General features: G+C 70.6%; 13 protein-coding genes. 1 reads left to right on the forward strand and 12 read right to left on the reverse strand.

The window, feature by feature from the left end; genetic code table 11:
- Positions 1-533: 533 nt before the first annotated feature.
- The gene (locus ACFQS2_RS14570; protein ID WP_377019565.1) at positions 534-1,232 is read right to left on the reverse strand and encodes a ubiquinone/menaquinone biosynthesis methyltransferase; all 699 of its coding nucleotides are present in this window, start codon (positions 1,230-1,232) and stop codon (positions 534-536) included.
- Between the two features lie 236 nt (positions 1,233-1,468).
- Between ACFQS2_RS14570 and serC the strand changes: the two genes are divergently transcribed.
- Positions 1,469-2,626 carry a phosphoserine transaminase gene (gene serC / locus ACFQS2_RS14575; RefSeq protein WP_377794214.1) on the forward strand — a complete coding sequence of 386 codons (1,158 nt, stop codon included), beginning with the start codon at positions 1,469-1,471 and terminating at the stop codon, positions 2,624-2,626.
- Between the two features lie 23 nt (positions 2,627-2,649).
- On the opposite strand, the gene ACFQS2_RS14580 is transcribed toward serC, so the two are convergent.
- The 11 genes from ACFQS2_RS14580 to pth form a co-directional block, all read right to left on the reverse strand.
- Positions 2,650-3,213 (reverse strand): MarR family winged helix-turn-helix transcriptional regulator, encoded by a 564-nt coding sequence (locus ACFQS2_RS14580; RefSeq protein WP_377794215.1) that lies wholly within the window; start codon positions 3,211-3,213, stop codon positions 2,650-2,652.
- The gene (locus tag ACFQS2_RS14585; protein ID WP_377794216.1) at positions 3,213-4,709 is read right to left on the reverse strand and encodes an NCS2 family permease; all 1,497 of its coding nucleotides are present in this window, start codon (positions 4,707-4,709) and stop codon (positions 3,213-3,215) included. The genes ACFQS2_RS14580 and ACFQS2_RS14585 overlap by 1 nt, the downstream gene beginning before the upstream one ends.
- Positions 4,710-4,760: 51 nt before the next feature.
- On the reverse strand, positions 4,761-5,627 hold the full coding sequence (gene nagB, locus ACFQS2_RS14590; protein WP_377019569.1) for a glucosamine-6-phosphate deaminase: 867 nt from the start codon (positions 5,625-5,627) through the stop codon (positions 4,761-4,763).
- A 243-nt stretch (positions 5,628-5,870) separates the two neighbouring features.
- Positions 5,871-7,244, reverse strand: coding sequence for an NAD(P)/FAD-dependent oxidoreductase (locus ACFQS2_RS14595; protein WP_377794217.1), 1,374 nt, complete (start codon positions 7,242-7,244; stop codon positions 5,871-5,873).
- Positions 7,245-7,312: 68 nt separating this feature from the next.
- Complete coding sequence (locus tag ACFQS2_RS14600; protein ID WP_377794218.1) at positions 7,313-8,266, reverse strand: exopolyphosphatase; 954 nt, start codon at positions 8,264-8,266, stop codon at positions 7,313-7,315.
- Positions 8,263-8,847, reverse strand: a complete 585-nt coding sequence (locus ACFQS2_RS14605; protein ID WP_377019572.1) for a DUF501 domain-containing protein — start codon at positions 8,845-8,847, stop codon at positions 8,263-8,265. Before ACFQS2_RS14605 ends, ACFQS2_RS14600 begins: the two co-directional genes overlap by 4 nt.
- Positions 8,844-9,491: a septum formation initiator family protein gene (locus ACFQS2_RS14610; RefSeq protein ID WP_377019573.1), complete on the reverse strand. Its 648-nt coding sequence runs from the start codon at positions 9,489-9,491 to the stop codon at positions 8,844-8,846. Before ACFQS2_RS14610 ends, ACFQS2_RS14605 begins: the two co-directional genes overlap by 4 nt.
- A 30-nt stretch (positions 9,492-9,521) precedes the next feature.
- Positions 9,522-10,805, reverse strand: a complete 1,284-nt coding sequence (gene eno, locus ACFQS2_RS14615) for a phosphopyruvate hydratase (protein ID WP_377019575.1) — start codon at positions 10,803-10,805, stop codon at positions 9,522-9,524.
- Positions 10,806-10,870: 65 nt separating this feature from the next.
- The gene (locus ACFQS2_RS14620) at positions 10,871-11,635 is read right to left on the reverse strand and encodes a MazG nucleotide pyrophosphohydrolase domain-containing protein (protein ID WP_377019577.1); all 765 of its coding nucleotides are present in this window, start codon (positions 11,633-11,635) and stop codon (positions 10,871-10,873) included.
- Complete coding sequence (mfd, locus tag ACFQS2_RS14625) at positions 11,632-15,213, reverse strand: transcription-repair coupling factor (protein ID WP_377019578.1); 3,582 nt, start codon at positions 15,211-15,213, stop codon at positions 11,632-11,634. The genes ACFQS2_RS14620 and mfd overlap by 4 nt, the downstream gene beginning before the upstream one ends.
- 7 nt (positions 15,214-15,220) lie before the next feature.
- Positions 15,221-15,832: an aminoacyl-tRNA hydrolase gene (gene pth, locus ACFQS2_RS14630; protein WP_377794219.1), complete on the reverse strand. Its 612-nt coding sequence runs from the start codon at positions 15,830-15,832 to the stop codon at positions 15,221-15,223.
- Positions 15,833-15,840: the final 8 nt, after the last annotated feature.

Consider the following 15,840-nt stretch of genomic DNA (forward strand, 5'->3'; position numbering starts at 1 on the left):
AGCACGCCGCCAGCGTTCGTCCTGAGCCAGGATCAAACTCTCCATGAAAACATAGAAAAAACCCTGGCAAACAACAAACAACCAGCATATAACTGCTGTATCATCCGTTAAAATTTGCCAATCAAATATTGGCATCAACAAACAGACACGCTATTGAGATATCAAGCAACACGCGCACTCGGTGCTCCAAGCCGCTAGGCTCTTTGCTCCGGGGCAACCCTTATAACTTAGGGGTTCCGGTTCTCCTTGTCAACTCGGTGCGACGTGACTCGCGCCGCGCCGGATTTCGGAGAGATCCGTTGTGCCTGCTCGGACCGGGTTTCGCGTTCCAACCTCTCGGCTGTCCCGCTGTCCCGTTCGGCTGGGCACGAGGAAGAACATTACGCAGATCGCCAGGTGCCGTCAAGCCAGAACGGCCTTCGTGGCGGTGGTCTGCGCCACACTGGCCGGTAACTTACAAAGACGCTGGTCAGAGGCTTGATCGGTCGGCAGGTGGGTTCCCGAGCCCGGGTCACCGAGCGCGAAGTGCCCGATCAGGAGTGACGCACGACGCCCCGGTGCAGCGCGACGATGCCTCCGGTGAGGTTCCGGTACTGCGCCCGCTCGAGGCCGCTCTCGAGGAACCAACCCCTCAGCTCCTCCTGGTCCGGCCACTCCAGGATCGACTCGGCGAGGTAGTCATACGCGTCACCGCTGGTGGTCAGCCGCCGCGCGACCGTGGGCAGCGCGCGCAGCAGGTACCTCTCGTACGCCGTGCGGAAGACACGGGAGCTCGGGGTCGAGAACTCGCACACCACGACCGTGCCTCCCCCGCGCACCACGCGCACCATCTCCGCGAGCGCGGCGCGCGGGTGCTGGACGTTGCGCAGGCCGAAGGAGATCACCGCCGCGTCGAACGCGTCGGTCGCGAACGGGAGGCGCTGGGCGTCGGCCCCGACGAAGGGCACGGGCTCCCCCCGGCGCCGCCCCTCGCGCATCATCCCCAAGGAGAAGTCGGCCGCGACCACGCGCGCACCGGACCGTGCGATCGCCGAGGACGAGGTCCCGGTGCCCGCCGCCAGGTCGAGCACGGTGCCGCCCTGAGGGACCTCGAGCGCGTCGACCATCGCTTCGCGCCACATCCGCACCTGCCCGAGTCCCACCACGTCGTTGATGAGGTCGTAGCGCTTGGCGATGCTGTCGAACATCCCCGCGACGTCGTACGGCTGCTTCTCCAGATCGGCACGGCTCATGATCCGATCCTGCCATGTACCCGGACGGGACAGGGCGTGGTGCGTCGATACCCGGGACGGGGCGCGGGGGCCGGACGACCGGGCCGGGCGCGGAGAGTCCAGTCGCAGAGCGCACCGGCGCAGCAGGGATCCGCGCCGGCGCGGACCGGTCTCGGCCGACGCCCGCGCCCCTGGCAGGATGGTCCCGCCCGCCGGGTCCCCGGCGGCACCGGCCCACCCATCTCGAGGAGCAGCTGATGTCCGATGCCCGCACCCTCCGTGCCGAGACCATCCGCGGTCTGTCCATCCCCCGGGAGCTCCTGCCCGCCGATGGTCGCTTCGGCTCCGGTCCCTCCCGGATCCGGGTCGAGCAGGTCGATGTGCTGCGTTCCGTCTCCCGCGAGGTGCTGGGCACCTCGCACCGCCAGGCACCGGTCAAGCAGCTCGTCGGGCGCATCCGCGCCGGCCTGCGCGAGCTCTTCTCCCTCCCCGAGGGGTATGAGGTGGTCCTCGGGAACGGGGGCTCCACAGCGTTCTGGGACATCGCGGCCTTCGGACTGATCGAGTCCCGCTCCCAGCACCTGGTGCTGGGCGAGTTCTCCCAGAAGTTCGCCTCCGAGGTCGCCGGCGCCCCCCACCTGGCCGAGCCCGAGCTGATCCGCGCCGACCCCGGTGCCCTGCCGGAAGCGGCGGCTCGCGACGATGTCGATGCCTACGCGTGGCCCCACAACGAGACGTCGACCGGAGTGATGGCTCCCGTGCGCCGCCCGGCCGGCGCCGGAGCGGACCAGCTCGTGATGATCGATGCGACGTCGGCCGCCGGCGGGGTGATGGTCGACATCGCCGAGACCGACGCCTACTACTTCGCGCCGCAGAAGGCCTTCGCCTCCGACGGCGGGCTGTGGCTCGCGCTGCTCTCCCCCGCGGCGCTCGAGCGGGCCCAGCGCCTCGAGGCCGACGCCACCCGCTGGATCCCGTCGTTCCTCTCCCTGACGGCCGCGATCGACAACTCTCGCAAGGACCAGACCCTCAACACGCCGGCCGTGGCCACCCTCGTGATGCTCGCCGAGCAGATCGACTGGCTCCTGGCGCAGGGCGGCCTGGCCTGGGCCGATGAGCGGACCCGGACCACCAGCGGGATGCTGCACGACTGGGCGGCGCGCCGCGGTGAGATCACACCGTTCGTCGGTGAGGCACATGCACGGTCGCAGGTCGTGACCACTCTGGACGTGGACGAGGCGATCGATGCCACGTCGATCACCGCCGTGCTGAGGGCCCACGGGGTCGTGGACATCGAGCCGTACCGCAAGCTGGGCCGCAACCAGCTGCGCATCGCCACGTTCCCGGCGGTGGCACCGGATGATGTGGCCTCGCTGATCTCCGTGCTGGATCACGTGCTGGATCGCTCCGCCTGACGCGGCGCCGGATCCCGGAGCGGTCAGTCCCGACGTTCGATGAGGGTCCGGCGCAGCAGCTCGGCCGCCTCGCGCAACGTGTCCCGCTCCTCGGGGCCGGCCTCCTGGATGCGGGAGCGGAGCCACTCGTCGCGTTCGGCGCGGCCGCGCAGGACCACCTGCTCGCCGGCGTCGGTGAGCGTCACGCGTACCTGGCGTCCATCCCCGGGGTGGGCAGCTCTGGTCACCATCCCCGCTTCCTCGAGCCGACCGAGGATCCTGGTCATCACCGGCGGCGTGACGTGCTCGAAGTCTGCGAGCGCCCCGGGCGTCGACTGCCCGGTGCGCTGGAGATAGGCCAGGACCGAGTACTGCGAGGCGGAGACGTCCTCGGAGGCGGTGTGCGAGCGGAGGATGCGGGAGGAGACCAGGAGGACGCGTCGCAGTTCGGCGGCCAGCTCCGCGACGTCGCCGACAGAAACGTCGCTCGTAGCGCCATCCGCCCGCCCGGCGCCGTCAGCGCCCACGGCACCGTCGACGCCCTCCGGTCCGTCCGCGCCCGCTGGAGGGCGGCCCGGTCCGGTCGGATCCTGGTCGTCGTCGGCCATCACAGCAGCAGGCTCTCGATCGCTCCGCGGAGGAAGTACACGACGAAGAGCACAGCGATGAGGTACATGAGCCAGTGCACCTCGCGTCCCTTGCCCCGCACCACGCGGATCAGGACGTACATGATGAAGCCCGCGCCCATGCCGACGGTGATCGAATAGGCGAAGGGCATCAGGATGATGGTCAGGAACGCCGGCAGCGCGATCTCGACGTCGGTGAAGTCGATGTCGGTGATCTGGGTCATCATCAGGAAGCCGACCGTGACCAGAGCCGGGGTCGCTGCCTCGTACGGCACCAGGGCGACCAGGGGCGACAGGAACGTCGTCAGCAGGAAGGCGATCCCGACGACCACGGCGCTGAGACCCGTCCGGGCGCCCTCGGCCACGCCGGAGGTCGACTCCACGAAGCTCGTGTTCGAGGAGACGCCCCCGACGCCGCCGGCGATCGCCCCGACGGAGTCGACCACCAGGATGCGCTGGGAGCGCGGGATGTCGCCGCGTTCGTCGACCAGGTCCGCCCCGGAGGCGACGCCCACCATCGTGCCCATGGTGTCGAAGAAGTCCGCCAGCAGCAGGGAGAAGACGATGACGAGGGCGCCGATGCCGCCCGCGGCGGTGATGCCACCGATGGGGTCGACCGTGAACAGGGTCGCGAAATCCGGAGCCTGGATCGGGAAGTCGGTCAGGGTGGGCACGTTCATCGCCCAGCCGCCGGGGTTGCCGTTGCCGGATTCATCGGCCGGAGCCCACGCGCCGAGACCCAGCACCTGTTCGATGAGGATCGCCAGCACGGTCGCGGAGACGATCGCGATCAGGATGGCACCGGGGACCTTGCGGACCCACAGGATCAGCATGAGCAGCAGACCGGCGACGAACACGAAGGTCGGCCAACCGGTGAGGGAGCCGTCGTTGCCGAGCTGGACCGGGGTGCTGGCCGCCGTGGTCACGAACTTGGCGTTGAACAGGCCCAGGAACGCGATGAACAGCCCGATGCCGACAGCGATCGCGGTCTTGAGGAAGGGTGGCACCGCGTCGAAGACGGCCTTGCGGAAGCCCGTGAGGACCAGGATCAGGATCACCACGCCCTCGAGCAGGACGAGGCCCATCGCGCCGCCCCAGGTCATTCCGGGCAGCGGCGCCACGGAGTAGGCGATGTAGGCGTTCAGGCCGAGCCCTGTCGCCAGGGCCAGCGGGAACTTCGCCCAGGCGCCCATGAAGATGCTCAGCAACCCGGCGATGAGCGCGGTGCCGGCGGCGACGGCGGGCAGATTCGGCTCCGTCCCCCCGCCGAGATACTGGCCGGTCGAGTCCGGCACGGTGCCGATGATCAGCGGGTTCAGCACCACGATGTAGCACATCGAGAAGAAGGTGACCAACCCGCCGCGGATCTCGCGGGGCACGGTCGAGCCGCGCTCGGAGATCTGGAAGAACCGGTCGAGACCGGAACGCGGCGCCACGGCCGTCGAGGAGGGGGACGAGGAGGGGTCAGCCTGCTGCATGCAGTGATCGTATCCGGCCGCACACAGCCCCGTCGTGCGCAGCCAGTCCGCTCAGCTGTGACGTCGGTCGGACCCCGCAGCAGAGTGCTCGCTCTCCAGCGCGCGGGCATACCGGTAGTAGTCGGCCAGCTCCAGCCGCGAGGCTGCGGCTTCGTCCACGACGACGACCACATCCGGGTGCAGCTGCAGGCAGGTCGCCGGCCACCGGGCGCTGATCGCGCCCTCGGCGAGCTGTGCGACGGCTTCGGCCTTGCCCTCGCCGGTGGCGCTCAGCACGATGCGGCGTGCCTCGCGGATGGTGCCGAGCCCCTGGCTGAGGGCGCGCACGGGGACGTCCTGGACGTCGTCGAAGAACCGGGCGTTGTCGGAGATCGTCCGGCGCGTCAGTCCGATCACGCGGGTGCGGGAGGCCAGGGAGCTGCCGGGCTCGTTGAACGCGATGTGCCCGTTGGATCCGATCCCGAGGATCTGCAGGTCCACGCCGCCGGCCTCGGCGATGCGCCGGTCGTACTGCGCTGCTTCGGCGACGGGGTCGGCGGCGGAGCCATCGGGGGAATGCACAGCGGCGTCGTCGATGTCGATGTGGGAGGTGAAGTTCTCCCGGATGAACCGGTGATAGCTCTGCTCGTGGTCCGGGGGCAGCCCGACGTACTCGTCGAGCAGGAACGCGCGGGTGCCGGCGAACGAGAGTCCCTCCTCGCGGTGGCGGCGGATCAGCTCGGTGTACGCCGGGACCGGCGTGGAACCGGTCGCGAGGCCGAGCACGGCGCCGGTCCGCCCCGGAGAGGCCGGGACAGTCTCCTCCCCCCGCCGCGGTGCGGGGTCCTGCGCGTCCCGGGCCCCGCGCACCGTCTGTTCGAAGACGTCGGCGACGACCTGCGCGCCCGCCTCGGCGTCCGCCACGATGTGGATCTCCATCGGGATCCTCCCTCCTGCTCGTCGAGCGCCCGGCATCGGCGACGCCGTCCCGCATGGCCGTTCGCGCTCACTTCATGATGTAAATGAGCATACTCGGTCACCGGAGTGATGGCTGTGGGTGGGCGTGGCTCGCCCGCAACGTCACACGATGCCGACATACGACGAGGCACCGCCGCGCTGTGCGCGACGGTGCCTCGTCATGGGTGGGAGAACGCGATGCTCAGGCGGCGTCCCCCGGTCGGCTCACTTCTTCTTGCCGGTGTTCGCGGCGTACTCGAATGCCGCGCGCGGGGTCGAGGTCTGCGGAATGCCGACGATGTCGCGACGGGAGAGCAGGTTGGTCGCCCAGCCGGCGACGACGGCGGCCTTCCGGCCCATGGTCGGCATCGCGTAGAGGTGGTAGGAGCGAGCCAGGGCCCAGGCCGGCAGGCCACGGACGTCCAGCTCCTTGTCCGCCAGGTTGAGCCGGCAGACTCCCTTGTACATACCGAGGGTCGCCATGACGCCGAGGTTCTTGTGGTAGTAGTCCACCAGCGGCCGGCCCTGCACGGAGCGGGCGATGTTGTCGGCCACACGCTTGCCCTGACGGGTGGCGTGCTGCGCGTTGGGCGGGCAGAACTTGCCCTCGCCGGAGGCCAGATCCGGCACGGCCGCGCAGTCGCCGGCGGCGAACACATTGTCCAGCGGACCGTCGTTGCCGTTGACGCGGAGATCGGCGAGGGCCTCGAGCTTGCCCATCATGGGGCCGCGCTCGGTGATCACGGGCAGATCCGAGACGTCCGAATCGGACAGCACCGGGGCCGGCTTGACGCCGGCGTTCCACACCAGCAGGTCGGACTCGAACTCGTCGCCGTCGCTGGTCTTGATCACGCCGTCCTCGGCGGAGTTCAAGAAGGTCTCCAGCTTGACCTCGATGCCGCGCTCGCGCAGCTGGTTCAGCACGTAGGCGCGCTGATCTTCGGAGAGCTCGGGGAAGACGAACGGAGCGGCGTCGATCAGCACGAAGCGGATGTCCGAGGCGTGGAGGTCGGGGTAGTAGCGCAGGGCGTCGCGGACCATGTCCTCGGTCTCGGCGATCGCCTCGCCGCCGGCGAATCCGCCACCGATGAAGGTGAAGGTCAGCAGCCGCTTGCGGATCTTGGGATCCTTGGTCGACGCCGCCTCGGCGAGGTTGGCGAGGATCCGGTCGCGCACCGCGACGGCCTCCTCGATCCACTTGAAGCCGATGGCGTTCTCCGCCAGGCCCGGGATGGGCAGCAGGCGGGGGACGGCGCCGAGGCCGACGACCAGATAGTCGTAGGTGATCTCGAGCTGCACGTCCTCCTCGGTGTTGACCACCACCGTGCTCTCCGCGCTGCGGATGCTGGTCACCGAACCGGTGACGACCTTCGTCCCCGGGAGCATCTTGCGCAGGGGCGCGAGAGCGTTGCGGGGATCGATGCTGCCGGCACCGACCTCGGGGAGGAAGGGCGCGTAGGTCATGTACGGGCGCGGGTCGACGACGGTGATCGCGACCTCGGAGCCGAGGGTCTTGCGCAGCTCGGACGCGGTCGTCTGGCCGACGGACCCGCCGCCGAGGATCAGGACATGGGGCTTGCCGCCGAAAGTGGTGTTCATGGGCACAGCCTATGACCGTCGCGGCCGTCACACAAAAACGGTCCGCCCCGCGTGACGCGGCGGTGGACTCAGCGGGCGCGGTCGAGCAGGTCCAGCGCCATGCCGTCGAGGATGTCGTGCTCGCTGGTGCGGGTCTCGGTGATGCCCGAGGCGTCGGCCACGCGGCGCATGATCCGCGACCAGATCAGCGCTCCGGCGCCGATCACGTCGATGCGTCCGCGGTGGATCGTGGTGTGCCGGGAACGCTGTGCGCGGCTCTGGGAGAGCAGGTCGCGGCAGATCCGCTCGACGTCCGGGATCTGCAGGGTCGCACCGTGGGTGACGTCGGGCCGGTATTCCGTCAGTCCCTCGGCGACGGCGGTGAGGGTGGTGATCGTGCCGGCGACGCCGACGAGGGCGGCCGCGCGGTCCAGGGGCACCTCTCGCGCCGCGTCCTCGAGGAGGAGGTCGATGTCCGCGGTGGCGGCCGCGATCTCCGCCTCGGTGGGCGGGTCGGTGGCGAGGTGACGCTCAGTCAGGCGCACGGAGCCGATGTCCATGCTGATGCGATGGCTCGGGGTCTCGGTGCCCAGCACCAGCTCGGTGGACCCGCCGCCGATGTCCACCACCAGCCGTGGCCCCTCGGGCAGGGCCTCGACCGTGCTGACGGCGCCGCGGAAGGAGAGCGCGGCCTCCTCGTCGCCAGTGATCACCTCGGGGCTCACCCCGAGGATCGCGCGGATGCCGTCGATGAACACGTCACGGTTGGAGGCGTCCCGGGTGGCCGAGGTCGCCACGAAGCGCACGTTCTCGGGGGCGACTCCGTGGTGCTCGATCAGCTGCTGGTACCGCCTCGCGGCGTCCAGCGTGCGTTCGACGGCCACGGGGTCGAGACTGCCGGTGCGGTCCACGCCGAGTCCGAGTCGCACCATCTCGAGCCGGCGCTCGACGTCCACGAGGCCGGGGCCGTCGTTCTCGCGCCGCGCGATGAGAAGACGGATGGAATTGGTGCCGCAGTCGATGGCGGCGACGGGGACGATCAACGCTGCTCCTGGGAGTCGTGTGGGTCGGGGTCCTGCGCGTCGAGGTCCTGCGCGTCGAGGTCGTGCGCGCACCGGCACATCAGCTCGGGAGCCGCACCGCGGATCCGTCCGAGTGCCTCGTCGGCGACAGGATTGACCCCGGTGCCCTCTGCGAGGGCCTGCGCGGCCAGGGCGTGCAGGCACTTCACCCGGGTGGGCATGCCCCCGGCGCTGACGTGGCGGACCTCCTCGGCCTCGCCCAGTTCCTGGCGTCGGGCGAGATAGCGCTCGTGGGCCAGTCGATAGCCCTCCGCGAGCGACTCGTCGGTGGCGAGCCGGTCGGTCAGCTCGGCCATCACCCCGGTCGATTCGAGGCGGGAGAGTTCGAGCGTGAGCCACGGCAGGGTGAGGTACAGGGAGGTGGGGAACGGGGTGCCGTCCTCCAGCCGGGGCGCTGTGCGGACCACTGCAGGACGCCCGCAGCCGCAGCGTCTGGCGATGGAGACCACACCTCGCATCTCCCGTCCCAGCTGGTCCCGCATCACCTCGAGGTCATGGGCGGTGGCCGGGGACTCGAAGGGCAGGGGCGGAAGGGATGTCACTGGTCGGGGTCCTCGGGGGGCTCGTCGGCGGCGTCCTCGTCGGTGGAGCCGGGTTCGTCGGGGATGTCCTCGGCAGTGACGCGGCTGGATCCCTCCACGCTCTCCCAGAGCGTGGAGAACCATTCGCCCTCCCGGGCCTTCTCGGCCGCCTGCTCGGCCTCGGTCAGCGGGACGTCCCGGCCGGAGGTGTCGGTGAGCCGGTACTGCGTCTCGCCGGGCATCGCGAACAGCAGGCGTTCGCGGGCGCGCGCGGCGACGTAGGCAGGATCCTCCCAGCGGTCGACCTGGGTGCGCAGGTCCTCGACCTCCTCCTCCTGCCGCTGGACCTGTGCCCGCAGCTCGGAGAGCTGCTGACGCTGGGCGACGTAGGAGTTCACGGTGGGCACGAGCGCTGCGAGGGCGATGACGACCAGCGCGACCAGCGCGAGGGTGCGGCGGGTGATGACGACCCCGGGACCGTCCTCCTCCGGGCCGCGCGGAGCGGTGCTGCGGGGACGGGAGGCCGCGGCAGGGCCGCGGTTGCGGGAGCCGGGGGCACCCTTCGCGGCGGGGCGCCCGGTCGTCCGCGTCGTGGGGCGACGGGCCCCGGACGCAGAGACCGGGCGCCGCGCTGATCGCGGGGCGCCCGGTCGTCTGTTGCTCATGCGCACGAGGTTACAACCTCGAGACGGATCTCAGATCGAGAAACGCGGGAAGGCGGAGGCACCTGCGTAGCGCGCGGCCTCGTCCAGCTCCTCCTCGATGCGCAGCAGCTGGTTGTACTTCGCCACGCGCTCCCCGCGGGCGGGGGCACCGGACTTGATCTGGCCGCAGTTGGTGGCCACGGCGAGATCGGCGATGGTGGTGTCCTCGGTCTCACCGGAGCGGTGGGACATCATGGCCTTGAAGCCCGCGCGGTGGGCGAGGTCCACGGCGTCGAGGGTCTCCGAGAGCGAGCCGATCTGGTTGACCTTGACCAGCAGGGCGTTGGCGGAGCCCTCCTCGATGCCGCGGCCGAGTCGCTCGGGGTTGGTGACGAAGAGGTCGTCGCCCACGAGCTGGACCTTGGCGCCGACGCGGTCGGTCATGGCCTTCCAGCCCTCCCAGTCGTCCTCGTCCAGCGGGTCCTCGATGGAGACCAGCGGGTAGGACTCGACGAGCTCGGCGTAGTAGTCGATCAGCTCGGTGGAGGACTTCGAGGTGCCCTCGAAGGTGTAGGAGCCGTCGGCGAAGAACTCGGAGGCGGCGACGTCCAGCGCCAGGGCCACGTCCTTGCCGGCCTCGTAGCCGGCCTTGCCGATCGCTTCGACGATCAGATCCAGCGCGGCGCGGTTGGAGTCGAGGTTCGGGGCGAAGCCGCCCTCGTCGCCGAGACCGGTGGCCAGCCCGCGGTCCTTGAGCACGGACTTCAGGGCGTGGTACACCTCGGCGCCGACCCGGAGGGCCTCGGAGAAGCTCTCCGCGCCGATGGGGGCGATCATGAACTCCTGGATGTCGACGTTCGAATCCGCGTGGGATCCGCCGTTGAGGATGTTCATCATCGGCACCGGCAGGATGTGCGCGTTCGCACCGCCGACGTACTGGTACAGCGGCACCCCGGCGGAGTCCGCGGCGGCGCGCGCCACGGCCAGGGACACGCCGAGAATGGCATTGGCTCCCAGGGCGCCCTTGTTGTCCGTGCCGTCGGTCTCGTTCATCACGGCGTCGATCGCACGCTGCTCCTGGACGTCCATGCCCAGGATCTTGGGCTGGATGTCGGCGATGACGGCCGCGACGGCCTGCTCGACGCCCTTGCCCAGGTAGCGGTCCTTGTCGCCGTCACGGCGCTCGACGGCCTCGAAGGCACCGGTCGACGCGCCGGAGGGCACCTCGGCGCGGGCGAAGGTGCCGTCGTCGAGGAGGATCTCCACCTCGACGGTGGGGTTTCCTCGGGAATCGAGGATCTCGCGGGCGTGAACGGCATCGATCAGAGCTGCCATGGGCTGTTCCTTCCTTCGGGTGAAGATCCGTCACGGCCGGTCGGCGCTGACCGTCCTCGGACAGTCTAGGCCGTGTGGTGCGCGCCGCCCGCCGCGGGGTCCTGGCGCGTGGGCTCACCGGCTGCGGCCATGCGGGTCAGCAGCGCCCGCAGCGCGGTCTCGGGGTCGTCATCGCGCGCCTCGGCGGTGACCACGAGGTCCAGCAGGGAGCGCCCGAGGTTCCCTCCCCACTGCCCGGAGTCCTCGGCCGCCGCCGCACCGTCGGCAGCCTCGAGCAGCTCGTCCAGCCGCCCGGCCGAGCGTGCCCGATGGACCACTTTGGCGGCGCTCTGCAGGGCGGGCAGTTGGGCGGGGATGCCCTCGAACCAGCCCTTCTCGCCCTGGCCGGAGGCCCGTCGCTCCGCGGCTTTGGCGGCATGCCACTGGGCGATGATCTCCTCGACGTCGCCGGGGTCCTCGAGCGTCTCGGTGCGGTTCTCACCGAAGACGTGCGGGTTGCGCCGCTCCATCTTGGCGACGAAGGCACGGGCCACGTCATCGATGTCCCAGGCCGGGTCGGACTCCTGCCCCACACGGGCGTGGAAGAGGATCTGGAACAGCAGGTCGCCGAGCTCGTCGGCCAGCGCGCCGGGTCCATGGGCCGACGGGTCGTCGATCACCTCGAGGACCTCGTAGGTCTCCTCCAGCAGGTATCGCGCGAGCGACGCGTGGGTCTGCTGGTGCGTCCAGGCGTCCCCGTCGGCCGCGCGGAGGGCCTCCATCACCTCGACCGCTCGCAGCAGCTCACTGCCGCGAGCGGGAGCAGGGTCCGCCTCACGTGGGTCGTTCACGAGGGCGAGGCTACCGGGGCGGGCACGAGCGTGCCCAGCACCTCGCGCGCCCAGTCCAGCAGCTCGTGGTCACGCAGCTCCGTCCCCCCGAAGCGGGAGGTGGTGGGCCGCGGCACCAGCACCTGGCGGGTGGTGGGTTTCAGCAGCGTGCCCGGGTAGAGGCGCTTCATGCGCATCGCCGCGGAGTCCGGCACCTCGAGGTGGGCGAAGCGGATCATCTTGCCCTGGGCCTGGACCTCGTCGATGCCGGCGGCGCGCGCATCGATGCGGAAGCGCGCGACGTCCAGCAGCACCTCGACCGGCGCCGGCGGGGGGCCGTAGCGGTCGGTGAGCTCGGAACGGATCTGCTCGATCTCGGAGAGCTCCCGCACCGCGGAGAGCTTCGAGTACGCCTCCAGCCGGAGCCGCTCGGAGCCGATGTAGTCGTGCGGGACGTGCGCATCCAGCGGCAGCTCGACGCGGATCTCCTTCTCCGGCGCAGCCCCTTCCCCGCGGAAGGCCGCGACCGCCTCGCCCACCATCCGCACGTACAGGTCGAACCCGACCCCGGCGATGTGGCCGGACTGCTCGCCGCCCAGCAGGTTGCCGGCGCCGCGGATCTCGAGGTCCTTCATCGCCACCTGCATGCCGGCCCCGAGGTCGGTGTTGGTCGCCAGAGTGGTCAGCCGGTCATGGGCGGTCTCGGTCAGGGGCTTCGCCCCGTTGTAGAGGAAGTAGGAGTAGGCGCGCTCGCTGGAGCGGCCCACACGCCCGCGCAGCTGATGGAGCTGCGAGAGACCGAACCGGTCGGCGTTCTCCACGATCAGGGTGTTGGCGTTGGAGATGTCCAGGCCGGTCTCGACGATGGTGGTGCACACCAGCACGTCGAAGTCGCGCTCCCAGAAGTCGATGATGACGCGCTCCAGCTGGGCCTCGTTCATCTTGCCGTGGGCCACCTGGACCCGGGCGTCGGGCACCAGCTCGCGCAGATGGTTCGCGACCCGATCGATGTCCTCGACCCGGTTGTGGACGTAGAAGACCTGGCCCTCGCGCAGCAGCTCGCGGCGGATGGCCGCCGTGACCTGCTTGTCGTCCTGGACCCCGACGTAGGTGAGCACCGGGTGGCGCTCCTCCGGCGGCGTGGCCAGGATCGACATCTCCCGGATCCCGGTCACGGCCATCTCCAGTGTGCGCGGGATCGGGGTGGCGGACATCGCCAGCACGTCCACGTTGGTGCGCAGCGCCTTCAGCGTCTCCTTGTGCTCGACCCCGAAGCGCTGCTCCTCGTCGACGATCAGCAGCCCCAGATCCTTGAACCGGACGTTGCCGGTCAGCAGCCGGTGGGTGCCGATGACCACGTCCACGCTGCCGTCGGCGATGCCCTCGACGGTGCGCTCGGAATCCGCGGCGCTCTGGAAGCGCGAGAGGCCCCGCACGGTGACGGGGAAGCCGGCGTAGCGCTCGGTGAAGGTGTCCAGATGCTGCTGGGCCAGCAGCGTGGTGGGGGCGAGGACGGCGACCTGCTTGCCGTCCTGGACGGCCTTGAAGGCGGCGCGCACCGCGATCTCCGTCTTGCCGTAGCCGACGTCGCCGAGGATCAATCGGTCCATGGGGACCGGCTTCTCCATGTCCGCCTTGACGTCCTCGATGGTCGAGAGCTGGTCCGGGGTCTCGATGAACTCGAAGGAGTCCTCGAGCTCGCGCTGCCACGGGGTGTCCGGCCCGAAGGCGTGGCCGGGCGCGGACTGCCGGGCCGAGTACAGCCGCACCAGCTCATCGGCGATCTCGCGGATGGCCTTGCGGGCACGGGACTTGGTCTTGGCCCAGTCCGAGCCACCCATCTTGTTGACGGCCGGCTCCTCGCCGCCGACGTACTTGGTGACCTGGTCGATCTGGTCGCTGGGGACGTAGAGGCGGTCCCCGGGCTGGCCCTTCTTCGAGGCCGCGTACTCGATGACCAGGTACTCGCGGGTGGTGCGCTTGGCGCCGGTGCCGACGGTGCGGCTGGTCATCTCCACGAAGCGCCCGACGCCGTGGTGAGAGTGGACGACGTGGTCGCCGGGGCGCAGCTGCAGGGGATCGACGACATTGCGCCGGCGCGAGGGCATCCGGCGCTCCTCGGCGCGGCGGGCGCCGGATTTGCCGGTCAGGTCCCGCTCGGAGGCGAGGATCACGCGGGCGTCCTCGTCGATCAGGCCCTCCGGGAACGGGCCGACGGTGACCACGGCCTCGCCCGGAGCCACGGGCCCCTCCAGCTCTGGCGTGAACACGGCGGGCATGCCCTCGCCGCGGAGGTTCTCGGTGACGTGCCGGGCGCCACCGGCACCGACCATGGTGGCCAGCACCGACCAGCCGTCCTGGCGGCGCTTGTCCAGATCCTTCGCGGCGTCACCGGGTTTGCCCGAATAGCCCGGGTGGGTGCGTGAGGAGGTGGTGAGGTCGACGTCGGCATCCAGTCCGAAGGGAGCCAGGGTGAACCAGGGGCGGCCACCGTCGCGGGCATGCCGCTCGGCTTCGGCCAGCGGCACGAAGCTCGCCTCGCCCACGTCGATCGGCAGCCCGCCGCCGGCGGCGGCGCTGGACCAGGCGGCGGCGAGGAACTCATCGGTGGTGGCCACCAGCTCCGCCGCGCGGGCGCGGGACTTCTCCGGGTCCAGGACCAGGAAGCGTGAGCCCTCGGGGAGGGTGTCGGTGACCTGCTCCATCCCGTCGACCAGAACCGGGCTGAGGGATTCCATGCCGTCGGCGGCGATCCCGTCGGCGATCCGCAGCAGCAGGTCGCGTGCGCCGGGCAGCTCGTCGGCCATGGCCCGGGCGCGCTCACGCACGGCAGGGGTCAGGAGGATCTCTCTGCAGGGCGGGGCGTCCAGCCCTCGCGGCGCCGGGTCGAGGGAGCGCTGGTCGGCGACCGAGAAGTAGCGCACCTCATCGACGTCGTCGCCGAAGAGGTCCACGCGCACGGGATGCGGCTCGGTGGGCGGGAACACGTCGAGGATGCCGCCGCGCACTGCGAACTCGCCGCGCTTCTCCACCATGTCCACCCGGACGTAGGCGGCGTCGACCAGGTCCCGTTCGAGATCCTCGAGCGGGTACGTGTCGCCGACGGCCGCGCGCACCGGTGCCAGGTCGCCGAGCCCGGTGGCGATCGGCTGGAGCAGGGAGCGCACCGGCATCATCAGGACATGCACCGGATCCTCGGACTCCGGATGGGCGATGCGCCGCAGCGTCGCCAGCCGCTTGGCGACGGTGTCGGCTCGCGGGGAGAGCCGCTCGTGAGGGAGCGTCTCCCAGGCCGGGAGCTCGGCGAGGTGCTCGGTGCCGACCAGTGCCGACAGTGCCGAGCGGACATCCTCGGCGGCGCGGGTGGTGGGGGTCACCACGACCAGGGGGTGCTCGGCGCTCGCGCGGCGCGCGAGATCGGCGACGACGAAGGGGAACAGGGCGGTGGCCGCGACGATGCTGCCGCCCTCGCCGGTGCCCGATCCGTCCTCGACGAGGGAGCGGACCGCAGTGAGGTCTCGGCCCTCGGAGAGCTGGTCGAGCAGCGGAGACAGCGGTGCCCGGGTGGAGGTGGCGGGTGCGTGGGTGGTGGTGCTCATCGAGGTGTCACGCCTTCGGGGAGTGGAATCGCTGCTGGGCCGTGGTCAGGCCCTCGAGGACGACGGACTCGACCGCATCGGCGGCGTCGGCGATCACGAGGTCGAGGCTCTTGCGCTCGGCGGCGGTGAAGGGCGCCAGCACATGGTCGGCGGTGTCGCGGGACCCGGTGGGGCGGCCGACGCCGACCCGGATACGCAGGTAGTCCTTGGTCCCGAGCGCCCTGGTGATGTCGCGCAGGCCGTTGTGGCCGCCCTCGCCGCCTCCGAGCTTGAGGCGGACGGCCTCGAACGGGATGTCGACCTCGTCGTGGACGACGACGATCCGCTCCGGCGGGATGTCGTAGTAGGAGGCGAGCGCCTTGACGGGCCCGCCGGAGACGTTCATGTAGGTGGTGGTCTTGGCGAGGATCGCGCGCTCGCCCGAGCCCGGCACACCGAGCCGGCCCTCGAGCACGACGGCCTGGGCCCGGCGAGCGGCGGCGAAGCGGCCCCCGGCGGCACCGGCGATGTGGTCGAGGACCATGTGCCCGATGTTGTGGCGCGTCGCCGCATATTTGGCGCCGGGGTTGCCGAGGCCGACCACCAGATGAGGTCCCACTCGACGATCGCTCACGGTCATGGACGGCT

Source organism: Brachybacterium sp. GCM10030267 (assembly GCF_042666875.1).
In the GTDB taxonomy this organism is placed as follows: Bacteria; Actinomycetota; Actinomycetes; order Actinomycetales; family Dermabacteraceae; genus Brachybacterium.

Coding starts and splice junctions, on each gene's coding strand:
- ACFQS2_RS14570 (WP_377019565.1), bottom strand. CDS start 1,232: ATGAGCCGTGCCGATCTGGAGAAGCAGCCGTACGACGTCGCGGGGATG.
- serC (WP_377794214.1), top strand. CDS start 1,469: ATGTCCGATGCCCGCACCCTCCGTGCCGAGACCATCCGCGGTCTGTCC.
- ACFQS2_RS14580 (WP_377794215.1), bottom strand. CDS start 3,213: ATGGCCGACGACGACCAGGATCCGACCGGACCGGGCCGCCCTCCAGCG.
- ACFQS2_RS14585 (WP_377794216.1), bottom strand. CDS start 4,709: ATGCAGCAGGCTGACCCCTCCTCGTCCCCCTCCTCGACGGCCGTGGCG.
- nagB (WP_377019569.1), bottom strand. CDS start 5,627: ATGGAGATCCACATCGTGGCGGACGCCGAGGCGGGCGCGCAGGTCGTC.
- ACFQS2_RS14595 (WP_377794217.1), bottom strand. CDS start 7,244: ATGAACACCACTTTCGGCGGCAAGCCCCATGTCCTGATCCTCGGCGGC.
- ACFQS2_RS14610 (WP_377019573.1), bottom strand. CDS start 9,491: ATGAGCAACAGACGACCGGGCGCCCCGCGATCAGCGCGGCGCCCGGTC.
- eno (WP_377019575.1), bottom strand. CDS start 10,805: ATGGCAGCTCTGATCGATGCCGTTCACGCCCGCGAGATCCTCGATTCC.
- mfd (WP_377019578.1), bottom strand. CDS start 15,213: ATGAGCACCACCACCCACGCACCCGCCACCTCCACCCGGGCACCGCTG.
- pth (WP_377794219.1), bottom strand. CDS start 15,832: ATGACCGTGAGCGATCGTCGAGTGGGACCTCATCTGGTGGTCGGCCTC.